9 protein-coding genes are annotated in these 12003 nt (G+C 58.3%); 6 read left to right on the top strand and 3 right to left on the bottom strand.

Features of this window, described 5'->3' with window-relative positions:
• Positions 1 to 39: 39 nt before the first annotated feature.
• A complete protein-coding gene (locus tag BQ5379_RS00605) occupies positions 40 to 723 on the bottom strand; it encodes an MIP family channel protein (protein WP_071135480.1) in 684 nt (227 codons plus the stop codon).
• Between the two features lie 346 nt (positions 724 to 1069).
• Here BQ5379_RS00605 and BQ5379_RS00600 point away from each other — a divergent pair, with 346 nt between their 5' ends.
• Entirely contained in the window at positions 1070 to 1909 is an 840-nt protein-coding gene (locus BQ5379_RS00600; protein ID WP_071133638.1) for an aldo/keto reductase, read from the top strand.
• A 12-nt stretch (positions 1910 to 1921) separates the two neighbouring features.
• Positions 1922 to 2494, top strand: a complete 573-nt coding sequence (locus BQ5379_RS00595; RefSeq protein WP_071133637.1) for a flavin reductase family protein — start codon at positions 1922 to 1924, stop codon at positions 2492 to 2494.
• 419 nt (positions 2495 to 2913) lie between these two features.
• Here BQ5379_RS00595 and BQ5379_RS00590 read toward each other — a convergent pair whose 3' ends face one another.
• Together BQ5379_RS00590 and BQ5379_RS00585 are read right to left on the bottom strand one after the other, a co-directional pair.
• Complete coding sequence (locus tag BQ5379_RS00590) at positions 2914 to 4038, bottom strand: 6-bladed beta-propeller (RefSeq protein WP_071133636.1); 1125 nt, start codon at positions 4036 to 4038, stop codon at positions 2914 to 2916.
• 295 nt (positions 4039 to 4333) lie between these two features.
• Positions 4334 to 5236: a helix-turn-helix domain-containing protein gene (locus BQ5379_RS00585; protein ID WP_071133635.1), complete on the bottom strand. Its 903-nt coding sequence runs from the start codon at positions 5234 to 5236 to the stop codon at positions 4334 to 4336.
• A 424-nt stretch (positions 5237 to 5660) separates the two neighbouring features.
• Between BQ5379_RS00585 and BQ5379_RS00580 the strand changes: the two genes are divergently transcribed.
• The 4 genes from BQ5379_RS00580 to BQ5379_RS00565 all read left to right on the top strand — a co-directional run bounded on the left by BQ5379_RS00580 (position 5661) and on the right by BQ5379_RS00565 (position 11997).
• Positions 5661 to 6203 (top strand): flavodoxin family protein, encoded by a 543-nt coding sequence (locus BQ5379_RS00580; protein ID WP_071133634.1) that lies wholly within the window; start codon positions 5661 to 5663, stop codon positions 6201 to 6203.
• A 593-nt stretch (positions 6204 to 6796) separates the two neighbouring features.
• Positions 6797 to 7948 carry a metallophosphoesterase gene (locus BQ5379_RS00575; RefSeq protein ID WP_071133633.1) on the top strand — a complete coding sequence of 384 codons (1152 nt, stop codon included), beginning with the start codon at positions 6797 to 6799 and terminating at the stop codon, positions 7946 to 7948.
• A gap of 43 nt (positions 7949 to 7991) precedes the next feature.
• A complete protein-coding gene (locus BQ5379_RS00570) occupies positions 7992 to 8843 on the top strand; it encodes an AraC family transcriptional regulator (protein WP_071133632.1) in 852 nt (283 codons plus the stop codon).
• A 265-nt stretch (positions 8844 to 9108) separates the two neighbouring features.
• On the top strand, positions 9109 to 11997 hold the full coding sequence (locus BQ5379_RS00565; RefSeq protein ID WP_071133631.1) for a glycoside hydrolase family 2: 2889 nt from the start codon (positions 9109 to 9111) through the stop codon (positions 11995 to 11997).
• Positions 11998 to 12003 lie beyond the last annotated feature (6 nt).

Raw genomic sequence — 12003 nt, 5'->3', positions numbered from 1 at the left:
CTGCCTGTTTAACATAAATTTATCGACTGCGAAGGGACACTACTTTTGATTGCCGGCGATTCCTTTCCACACGGCGGCACTCAGTGCGGCCCCCACCAGCGGAGCCACGATGAAGAGCCAGAGTTGCGACAGTGCCGCTCCGCCTTCGAAAAGAGCCGGACCAATCGACCGCGCCGGATTCACCGAAGTTCCCGTAATCGGGATGCAGACGATGTGAACCAGCACCAGCGTCAACCCGATGGCCAGCCCCGCCAGATTCCCGGCCCCGCGTTTCTCGTCCGTAGAGCCGAGGACCACCAGAACAAAGATAAACGTAAACACAGCTTCGGCCACAAAAGCCTGCCACATCATGCCCTCACTGAAGCTGTTAGCACCGGTAGCGGTCGGTCCACCGTGCCCGCCGGTGGCGACCAGCACATAGAGAATGGCCGATCCGAGGATAGCGCCAACCACCTGAGCGACCATGTATCCGGCCGCCTCCTTGCCGCTCATCCTCCCCGAGAGCAGGACTCCCAGCGTAATGGCCGGATTGATATGACAACCCGATATGTTACCGATCGTATAGGCCATGGCGACGACCGACAGACCGAAGGCCAGTGCCACACCGATCGTACCGACCCCTGCGCCGACCGAATCGGCGACGCTTCCGGCAAAGACGGCGCTACCGCACCCCATCAGGACAAGCACCATCGTCCCGATCAATTCTGCGATATACTTTTTCATCTCGATCAAGGATTAAAGGTTAATAACAAGAGTGCGGGGCAAAAACCAAGCCAAACTAAAGAAACAGAGAGCTGAATTTCAAAATTTTACATCCGGATTTCCCGATTATCAGACATTATCTGTAGCCGACACGCCCCCACCCTTCAGCCCACCCTCCGCACTTCCCGCAATTCGGGTAAACGAACCCGTAATTCACGTAAGCAGAAACGGCCTCAATTCCGGTAACTTTGTTGGTGGAGTGAAAGAATCGCCCCCCATTGGGCCGATTCTCTGCCACGGATCGCTTCCACCCGTTCGGCACGGGTCGTTCCATCCATCCAGCCTCCACCAACCCAACGTCAGCGCCATGAAAACAATCACCCTGAACAACGGCGTCGAGATGCCTCAGATCGGCTACGGCGTCTACCAAGTCAGCCCCGCCAAGTGCGAACGTTGCGTCAGCGACGCACTGCGGATCGGTTACCGCATGATCGACACAGCCCAGGCCTACCACAACGAAACGGAGGTCGGCAACGCCATCCGCAAAAGCGGGATCGACCGCAACGACATTTTCCTCGTTTCCAAAATCTGGATATCGAACTACGGCTACGAGAAAGCCCGGGCATCGATCGACGAGAGCCTGCGCAAGTTGCAAACCGACCACATCGACCTGATGCTGCTCCACCAGCCCTTCTGCGACCGATACGGCGCCTACCGTGCACTGGAAGAGGCCTATCGGGCAGGCAAACTGCGCGCAATCGGAGTCAGCAACTTCTACCCCGACCACTTCATCGACCTGGCCAGCAACGTCGAGGTCGTCCCGGCCGTCAATCAGGTCGAGACACACGTATTCGACCAGCAAACCCAGGCCCAGCGATATCTGGCGGAATTCGGCACCCGCATCATGTCGTGGGGGCCCTTTGCCGAGGGACGCAACCAACTGTTTACCAATCCGCTGCTGAGCCAGATCGGACAACGTTACGGCAAGAGCACGGCACAGGTTGCGCTGCGCTGGCTGCTCCAGCGCGACGTCATTATCATTCCGAAATCGACCCATGCGGAACGAATGCAGGAAAATATGCGTATCTTCGACTTCGAACTGACCGACGAAGATATGGCGGCCATCGCGACGCTCGACACCGGGAAGAGCCTGTTCTTCGACCACCACGATCCCGAGACGGTCAAAATGTTTATGAACTGGAGATAAACACCGATCGACATGAAAAAGAATTTCGGCACCAAAACGGTACTGGCCCCGCTGCCCGTACTGATCATCGCCACCTACGACGAACAGGGCACTCCGGATGCCATGAACGCAGCCTGGGGCGGCCAATGCGGTCCCCACCACGTAGCCCTGAACCTCTCCCCGAAACACAAAACAACCGAGAACATCCAACTCAAAGGCTCCTTCACCGTGAGCGTCGCCGATGCCGACCACCTGACCGTGGCCGACTACTTCGGGCTGGTGTCGGGCCGGAAAGAGAACAAAATCGAACGCGCCGGCGTACACGTCACCCCGAGCGCCTTCGTCGACGCGCCCGTGATCGACGAATTTCCGCTGACCCTGGAGTGCAAAGTGGTCGAGATGCAGGAAACCTCCCTCGGCGAGATGCGCATTGTGGGTGAAGTGGTCAATATGCAGGCCGACGAGTCGATTCTCGACGAGGCCGGTACGATCGATCTGGGCAAGCTCCGCCCCCTTTCGTTCGACTCGGCTACCCACACTTATCGTGTCCTGGGCGAAGTGGTCGGCCAGGCGTTCCACGACGGAGCCGCCATCCAAAACGCATAAGCCGTACCTCGTGCCGCGTCCCCGGCTCCACGGCCCCTGCCGAGCAGATTCTGGCGAGCGGGCTCTGCGGCCCCCAAAGCACCGCCGCCCCAGGCCCGCCGCGGTCGGATTCCAGGCTGACCGTCTCAACCGAGTTTCCGCCCCGGCGCTCCCCAAAGCAGCGCGTCCGGTTCTTTTACTCGAAAGAACCGGACGCGCTGTCTGTTCGCCCCCCCCAGCTGTGCTCCACGCTACTCCAGCCGGATTCTCTTCATATTGCATTGGTTAACAATCCTATGACGATCTACTTCACCAAAGCACTGTCTTTCATTTGTTTTAAGTTAATTTCTTCATCCAATACTTGCAACTATCGGGAAGCTGGCGGCCCAACAAATCTGCGGCCACTTCGTTGGAACAGATGAAACCTCGCCTCGCCCCTCCTATTTTACATCCTGGAATAGCAGTACGGGATTCTGTTCCGTATTGGCCGCCATCACCGAATCCAGTTGGGCATTCCGTTCGCCTTTGCTTTTCAACGTCTCGCTCCAGGATTCCAGTATGATCGGTAAAATCTCATGTGCGATATACCGGTCTTGATTTTCCACCAGATTGTACCCACCTATTGAGCAGTCCAGCGACTCGAACGGAGTAGTCCAGCCCAGACTTTTCATCTCACCCGTCTGCGGATTGATCATCAGCCCAAACGACACATGAAAAGAGATCCCCCTCACAAAAAGATACGGCCCCACCTGCCCCACGGGGGCCACATGATAGGTCTTTTGGTCGCGGCGAATCTGATCCATATCCAGACTCTCGGTCAACTGGGCCTCGGACAGCCCTTCGTTCCCCCAATCCAATTTATACAACGGTTCAAACTCGCCGGACTCTTCATTCAGGGCATAGATCGTATAGTCGAAAGGCCGGCTCAATAATACTGTTTTGCCATTCGAGTGCAGTGATTTCCCGGCATTCGCATTCGGCAGACCGGGCAGGTGGGGGAGCATCGGGGTCTCCTCTCCGGATGGAGCGATACGGGTCAAAGTATTCCCGGACACTTCACAATTCAATCCATACCAAGTCTCGCCCGACCCCGCAAGCTCCATCATACAGGCCGATACCCTTTTCTCCCGCAGGTATTTCCCGTCACGGTCGAACCAGAGCAGTTTGCCGGGCTGGTCTGCAAGAAGCACCAGCTCGTCGGTCGACGGATCGACCGCACAATCCCCCACATGAACATATTCACCGGGGCCCTTCCCCTGCCGTTTGATTTGCACAATGCAGTTCCCGGTCGTATCGAAGATCACCGCCTGCTGCTCCTTGCCGTCGAAAATCACAAAACGGTCACCCCAGTCGATAATCCGGTCGATCCGGCCCAGCATGGCTCCGCGCAGGATGACCAGCCGATCGTTCGTAAAGTATTGAGCCATCTCCTCCGCGGTCATTTGCTTGCCGGGATCGATCGTGATAACAGGGATTTTTGTCGTCTCCTGCTTCGAGGAGGAACAGCCGACCATTCCAAAAAACAGAGACAAGCCTAAGAGGCTCCAGGTAAATTTCGATTTCATATTTTCTTGATTTTTATGATTTATACCTGATAATCAAAAGCACGACTTTAAACCTTACAGGATCCCACATCACCTACTTCCCACTCCTGTTTACTTTCAAATATAGTACTAAAAATATCATTTACCCAATTTCCATCCGAAATTTTCTACACATTTTCGTCTAAAAAAACAGGTCACCGGTCGCCTCCATACAGCGACCGATGACCCGCATAAACCAATAAACAATCAAGTAAAAAACGCACCTTCGCGAACAGCCCGGAGTTATTCCGTCAACGCTATAGGGCAGCACACAAAACTAATTGCGTTGCGTTCGATATTCGTTGGGCGTACAGCCCGTCACCTTTTTAAACAGACGTGTGAAGTGCTGGGGATACTGAAAGCCCAACTCGTAGGCCACCTGACTGATCGTTTTGGCCGGATCCATGACCCGCTCCTTGGCCACACCGATCAGCTTCAGCTGGATATATTCCTGAGCCGTTTTGCCGGTCTCCTTTTTGACCAAATCCCCAAAATAGTTGGGCGAGAGGCACAATTCACCTGCGCAGTAGCGCACCGATGGCAAACCGTCACGCAGCGCACGGTCTCCGGCAAAATAGTCGTCGAGCAGCGTCTCGAAACGCGTAAGCACGTCGCGATTCACCTCTGCACGCGTGATAAACTGCCGTTCGTAGAACCGCAGGCAGTAGTCCAGCAGCATTTCGATATTGATGGCAATCAACCGTTTGCTGTGACGGTCGATGGCATGTTCCAGTTCGTGACGGATCTTCAGAAAACATTCGACTACCATGGTCCGCTCACGTTCCGAAAGGTGGAGCGCTTCGTTGGACTCATACGAGAAGAACGTATACTCTTTCATGTGCTGTCCCAGCGAGGTGCCACGGATCAGGTCGGGGTGGAACAGCAACGCCCACCCTTTCGGCTGGAACATTTCGCCCGTATCCTCGCCTCCCACCACTTGTCCGGGCGCAATACAGACCACCGTTCCTTCCTGGTAATCGTAATAGTGACGCCCATAGCGCAGGTCTCCGCACTTGACCTCTTTCAGATAAATCGCATACACCCCAAACGAGTAGCGCATGTGGCGCATCGGCGGACACTGCGACATATCGATCACACTCACCAGCGGATGGAGCGTCTCGACCCCCAGCAATTTATTGTACGCATCGACCGTGTCGACGTTCAGAATCTCCTTTTCCATAATCGTTCGTATAGCATTCTGAACAAAGATACACGCTTTCAGCCGTTTCCAACCCCAGTTCCGGGCGGAATCCGTAATTCGGGTAAGAGAATCCGGAATCGATATACCTTATCGGGCACCAGACACTGCCCGCCATCGCCACACCACCCTCTCTTCCGCAGCCCCCTGCCTTGCATCCCACCATTTCAAACCCGCGGCGAGAATACCCGCGGAGAACCTCTTTCTCCCACAATCCCCCCGTACCCCTACGCATGCCGGTTCCCCTCACCCGTAATTCAGGTAACAGAATCCGTAATCCATCTACGCCGCCGCAACGACCGACTCCGTACCTTTGTCGTGTTTCCGTTTCGACCCACTGCCACGCCCCGTGCCACGTGCCGTCCGAAGCGAAACGCCCAGTGTTCCACCCTCAACAAAACCCTCTATGAGCAAACGCGTTCTGATTATCTCCTCCACGCCCCGGCGAGGCGGCAACTCCGACCGTCTGTGCGACCGTTTCATGGCCGGTGCGCTCGAAGCCGGCCATCAGGTCGAGAAAATAACCCTCCGCACCCTCAACATCCACTACTGCACCGGATGCGGCACCTGTTACAACGGCGAGCGGCCGTGTCCCCAGCACGACGACGCGGCAGCCGTACTGGAAAAGATGGTCGCTGCCGACGTGATCGTCATGGCCACCCCGGTCTATTTCTACACCGTCAGCGCACAGATGAAGACCCTGATCGACCGGGCCTGTGCCCGCTATCTGGAGATGAAAAACAAGATCTTCTACTTCATCATCTCTGCGGCCGAACAAAACGTGGCCGACATGGAGCGCACGATCGACGCCTTTCGAGGCTTCCTCGACTGCCTGGAAAACCCGATCGAACGTGAAACCATCTATGGGGTCGGCGCCTGGCAGATCGGCGACATCGAAGGATCTCCCGCCATGGAGCAGGCTTATCAGACTGGTTTACATATAGAATAGCACCTTTTACATAAAGCATCGCTTTCGCAGCTGACATTACAGTCGGAACCTTCCTAATGCTCTTGTTCTCTGTTCCTCACGCGCACGACGGCTCGCATGAAAGCGATACACCGTCTGTAAAGCACCCTCACAAGAACCGGCATCGAGTTCCGCGGATTCCATAACACCTACCATAAACGACGGCCGTTACAACACTGCGATAGCTGAGGCCCAGGAAGCTTCAGCTATCATTGTCTTTGCACTCAGCCCTGCAACCATTGTCCCCAACGCGTTATTTAGAAGTTCCCGGCACTCATCGGGGCACTTCCGCGGCACTCCACCACACCGGTTTTCATCCTAAAACCTATTTTTGCAATCCGTTGCAGCCTTGCATCGACAGACAGCCAACGATGATTACCACAAACCGCTCAATCAGCCTGAGGCTATTCATCAGACCCGTGCCCTACGGCTTTCACCAAAGGGGAACTGAACCATCAACAGCGAATAAATCTTCGGTCAGATGCAACACCGACAGCGCACACGCCGCGATGCAACCCAATAAAAACCCAACGAAAACCGTTTATCACTCATAACTCGATACCCGACCCTTAGCCATGACCCTGTTTCTGATCCTCTTTTTACTGCTGCTGTTGCTTCCCGACCTGTATATCTGGCTCACCTTCGTACGCGGAAACACGGCCCTGCTTTGGAACATCGTCTACTGGCTACCCACGGCCGCGGCACTCGCCTCGATGGGGCTGTGGATGCTCGGCGGCCACCAGGAGTGGCTGATCCGACTCTTCTTCGGACTGCTGCTCTGCGTGTCGGCCCCGAAACTCTGCTTCACCCTCGTATCGCTGTTGGGACGAGGCATCGGGCTGGCGGTTCCCCACGCCGCATGGGTCGGCAACATCCTCGGCGGGCTGGTGGCCCTTGTCACCTGCGCAGCCTTCGCCTACGGATTCGTCCGCGGCTGGAAAGACGTACGCATCCGGGAGACCGCCATCGTTTCGGAAGGACTCCCTGCCACCTTCGACGGCTACCGCATCGTCCAGCTCTCCGACCTGCACGTGGGAACCTTCGGCAGCGACACCGCCCACCTGCAACGAATTGTCGACGCAGTCTTACAGGCCGATCCCGACCTGATCGTCTTCACCGGCGACCTGGTGAACAGTTCGCCCGACGAACTGGCCCCCTTTATGGAGACCCTTTCGCGCCTTCACGCCCGCGACGGTGTCTATTCCGTCCTCGGCAACCACGACTACTGCACCTACCGCCACTACGACTCGCCCGACGGTGCCGCCCGCAGCCTCACGGAGCTCAAGGACCGGGAGCGTGCCCTCGGATGGGACCTGCTGCTCAACGAATCACGGATCGTTCGCCGCGGCACGGACAGCATCGCCCTGATCGGCGTCGAAAACAGCGGCCGCCCACCCTTCCCCTCACGCGGTGACCTTCCGCGCGCCCTGAGCGGAGTGCCCGACGGCACTTTCAAGATTCTGCTGAGCCATGACCCCACCCACTGGCGTCGCGAAGTGCTTCCCCGAACCGACATCCAGCTGACCCTGTCGGGCCATACGCACGCCATGCAATTCAAGATCGGCTCCTTTACGCCCGCCCGCTGGAGCTACCCCGAATGGGGAGGCACCTACCGTGAGAACAAGCAGACCCTGTACGTTTCGCTCGGAGCCGGCGGCACCGTCCCGTTCCGGTTCGGCGCATGGCCCGAGATCAATCTTCTGACCCTGCATCGCAAATCCGAGTAAAAAGATTAACTTTAGTCCCGATTTACACACACCATCAATCGGGATGAAGGAGACACCATCGGCACAATCCATCTGGGAACTGCTCAAAACGATCACGGACGACCCGCAACACACGCGGCTGGCCGAAGTATCGCGCATCATCTCCTTCCGTCCATACGAGACCTACGGCCCGCACCGCCACCGCCGCATCGAGATCAACTACGTCAAGAAGGGGAACTGCATCCTGCGGCTGGAGAACGAAAGCGCCAGCTTCAAACGCGACGAAATGATGATTATCGGCTCCGACACCGACCATCGTTTCGAAGCCGGCCCCGAAGGAGCTACCCTGATCCAGCTCGAATTCCAGCCCGACATCCTCGTGCCGCCCGGAAGCGCCGCCCACACCCTCTTTTCGGCCGACAATCCCGAAGCCAACCGCCTGGTCCGCATCGCCAACAACCTGCGCATCACCCAGGCCGTACAGCAGATCGTCAACGAACTCGACGAACGCCGCGAGTACTACCCCCAGCTGGTACTCCTCTACTACACCGAGCTGCTGATCCTGCTCCGCCGCTACCTGAACCAGACTTATCTTCCGCTCTGCACCGACCCGGCCATGCAGGCTGCCATATCGTGCATCCGCGACCGCTTCGCCAACGACATCACCATGATCGAAGTGGCCTCCACGGCAGGCGTGAGCAGCCGCTACCTGCGCAAACTGTTCGACCGCTACCTCGGCCTCTCGCCGCTGGAATACCTTACACAGGTACGCATCGACCGGGCCATCGAACTGCTCCGTCACACGGAACTCTCCGTCAAGGAGGTCTGCTTTGCCTGCGGATTCCAGTCGCCACAATACTTTTCGCGCGTTTTTCGCCGGCAGACCGGCCGCTCACCCAAAAACCTGACCCGCTAACCCCCCGTCACACCCCATGTTTCAGACCCGCCAGTTCTTCTGCCACCATCGCCGTTTCGCACTCCATACGGTTCCGCGAACGACCCGGAAAACCATACCCTCCGAAATACAGGAAGCCCCCGTCCGAAGGGTAGTTCCGTTTTGTACACATGTTAGCCGGTAGCGTGTCCCAATCCGACCCGAATAAGGAGGCCCGACACGTGAATCATCCAAAATCGGTTCCGTATCTTTGCACTACCCAAACAAAGACCGAATTCAACTACCGATGAAAAAAAGAGTCACCAGTCTGCTGCTGGCCGCCGTGGCCAGCCTCACGCTCCACGCACAGGCAAACAGCCTGCCGCGTCTGTCGCCCCGTCCGCACACCGTGGCCGGGACCACCACCCCCTCGCAAAGTCTGAACGGAACGTGGAATTTCCGCACCCCGACTACCGCCCCCACCCCCATCGAGGTGCCCGGCGAATGGACCATGCAGGGTTTCCATGTCGGCGAAGGCGAAACCGCCACCTATACCACCACCTTTGACCTGCCGGCCGACTGGCAGGGCCAGCGGATCAAGATCCATTTCGACGGCGTCAGCTCGCACGCCACCGTCCGCGTCAATGACCAGGAGATCGGCCAGCACGAGGGGAGCATGGTACCCTTCGAGTTTGACATCACCGGCGCTGTCCACAGCGGCAGCAACACACTGAGCGTCGACGTTCAGGCACTGACCGTCAGCGACCGGCTCAGTTGCCTGTCGCAATACGCTGCCCACACCGTGGGAGGCCTGCTCCGCAAAGTAACCCTCTTTGCCCTGCCGCAGACCAACATCGCCTCGCTCGACCTGCGCACGACCCTCGACAAGAGCTACCGTAACGCCACGCTCGAAGCCATTGCTGAAGTAGCCTGCGAAAACGGCACCTCGCAGCCCGCCACCCTCGAATACGAGTTGCAGGACCGCGACGGCAAGACCGTTGCCACGGCACGCCAGACCGTCAACGGCAGTCCGGCGTCCACCCGGCTCACCGTGCGCAACGCCCACCTGTGGAACCCCGAATCGCCCTACCTCTACACACTGACCACCCGACTGAAAGTCGACGGCAAGAGCGTTCAGGAGAACCGCCAGCGCGTCGGTCTGCGTCAGGTCGAAGTCCGCGGCAACCAACTGTTCGTCAACGGACGCCCCGTCAAACTGCACGGCGTGAACCATCACGAAGTTCACCCGCTGCGCGGCCGCAGCCTCACCCCCGAGCTTTGCCGCCGCGATGCCGAAATCTTCAAGGCCGGCAACTGCAACTACATCCGCACGTCGCACTATCCCGCCTCGGAAGAGTTCCTCGACGCCTGCGACGAACTGGGTCTCTTCGTCGAATGCGAAGCCGCCCTCTGCTGGATCCAGCACGGCGCCTCGCCCATCTGGGGCAAATGGAACTACCAGGATGAGCAATACCTGCCTTTCATGCTCCGCGCCAACGTCGACAACATCCTGGCCGGCCGACGTCACCCCTCGATCATCCTCTGGTCAATGGGCAACGAATCCTACTGGTCGCCGCTGTGGCAGCAGGTACGTGACTCCGTCAAGAGCCTCGACCCGACCCGTCCCTTCAGTTTCCACGACCAGTGCTGGGGCGGCTACAACAATGGCGGCAACCAAGCTGACATCTGGAACTACCACTACCCGTGGCTGAGCGCCGTCGCCGCCTGCGACACCATGTCACGCCCCGTACTCTTCGGTGAATATGCCCACCTGAGCTGCTACAACCGCACCGAACTGGCTACCGACCCCGGCATCCGCGCCGCCTTCGGCCAGCCCCTCGTGCAACTCTACGACACCATGTACTACCATCCCGGCTGTCTGGGCGGAGCACTGTGGAGCGGCATCGACGACACCTTCCACCTGCCCGACGGACGCATCGTCGGCTACGGTCCCTGGGGCCCGATCGACGGATGGCGCCGCCCGAAACCCGAATACACCGCGATGAAACGCGCCTATACTCCCTTCCGCATCGTTGCTCAGCAGCGTACCCCCGAAGGGATCGAACTGACGGTCGAAAACCGCTATGACTTCACCGACTTCGACCAGATCACCATCGAAGCCGGCCAACCCGACGGTGCGCTTCAACCCATCACCTCCGATATTCCCGCCCGCGGCAAAGGTAAAATCGTGATCCCCGCCACTCCGGACCAGAGCATCTATCTGCGCGTGACCGGCCCGCAGGGACACGTCTGCGCCGAAGAACTCTTCGCCGCCGAAACGCCGGCCGCCGCAGCCCCGAGCCGCTCCGTACGCTGGAACAGCAACGAGACTCCCGGTGCGCTGACCATCACCGGTACGGCCGACAACGGAACCCCGTACACCGTCGTCTTCAGCAAAACCACCGGTCTGATGACCAAAGCCGCAGCCGGCACCACCGCCCTGCTGCTTCAGGGTCCGGCCTTCAGCCTCGTGCCGATGAACGCCGACAACGGCGACAAACCCCACGTGGCCAACGAGACCTATCAGAACGAGCTCTACCCCAAGAAGAGCTATCCGAGCCTCGTGCTGTACGCCACCACCTTCAACCACAACACGACCGCCGACGGTGAGGTCCGCGTCGACACCGAACTCGCCTACCTCGGCGGCGACAAAGGGAAAGTCTCCTACCGTTTCCAACCTGACGGCCGAATCGAAGTCAGCTACGAAATCACCGCAGCCAAAGAGGTCGATCCGCGTCAGTACGGTCTGGTGCTCCAGCTGCCCCGCACCATGGAGACGCTGAACTGGGATCGCAAAGCCGAATTCACCGTCTACCCCGACGACGACATCGCCCGCCCGAAAGGAACGGCACGCCTGAATGCCCGCAAACAGTATGAAGTGGAAGCCTGGCGCGAGATTCCGCAAGGCGCATGGAAAGACGACGCCAACACCATGGGTTCGGTCGATTTCCGTTCGACCCGCACCGGCATCCTCACCGCTTCGCTGACCGACGGCAACGGCCACGGCATCGCCCTGATCGGCAACGGCAGCCAGGCACTGCGCTGCTGGCAGCAGGACGGCTGCATCCAGATGCTCGTAGCCGACTACAACAACGGCGGTTCGGAACCCTTCTACTCATCGCCCTTCACCGACGGACGCATCCGGATCAAACAGGGCGACACCCTCAAAGGGAAACTAACCTTTCAACTACAATAAATCGTT

It is taken from the genome of Millionella massiliensis, from assembly GCF_900104655.1.
GTDB classification, from domain to species: Bacteria; Bacteroidota; Bacteroidia; order Bacteroidales; family Rikenellaceae; genus Rikenella; species Rikenella massiliensis.
The sequence above is the reverse complement of the archived record's forward strand: the minus strand, read 5'-3'. Positions and strand labels throughout refer to the sequence as shown.

Excerpts from the sequence above, each read along its gene's own strand:
- BQ5379_RS00590 (WP_071133636.1), bottom strand. The coding sequence starts at position 4,038 with ATGAAATCGAAATTTACCTGGAGCCTCTTAGGCTTGTCTCTGTTTTTT.
- BQ5379_RS00585 (WP_071133635.1), bottom strand. The coding sequence starts at position 5,236 with ATGGAAAAGGAGATTCTGAACGTCGACACGGTCGATGCGTACAATAAA.
- BQ5379_RS00570 (WP_071133632.1), top strand. The coding sequence starts at position 7,992 with ATGAAGGAGACACCATCGGCACAATCCATCTGGGAACTGCTCAAAACG.
- BQ5379_RS00580 (WP_071133634.1), top strand. The coding sequence starts at position 5,661 with ATGAGCAAACGCGTTCTGATTATCTCCTCCACGCCCCGGCGAGGCGGC.
- BQ5379_RS00605 (WP_071135480.1), bottom strand. The coding sequence starts at position 723 with ATGAAAAAGTATATCGCAGAATTGATCGGGACGATGGTGCTTGTCCTG.
- BQ5379_RS00600 (WP_071133638.1), top strand. The coding sequence starts at position 1,070 with ATGAAAACAATCACCCTGAACAACGGCGTCGAGATGCCTCAGATCGGC.
- BQ5379_RS00595 (WP_071133637.1), top strand. The coding sequence starts at position 1,922 with ATGAAAAAGAATTTCGGCACCAAAACGGTACTGGCCCCGCTGCCCGTA.
- BQ5379_RS00575 (WP_071133633.1), top strand. The coding sequence starts at position 6,797 with ATGACCCTGTTTCTGATCCTCTTTTTACTGCTGCTGTTGCTTCCCGAC.
- BQ5379_RS00565 (WP_071133631.1), top strand. The coding sequence starts at position 9,109 with ATGAAAAAAAGAGTCACCAGTCTGCTGCTGGCCGCCGTGGCCAGCCTC.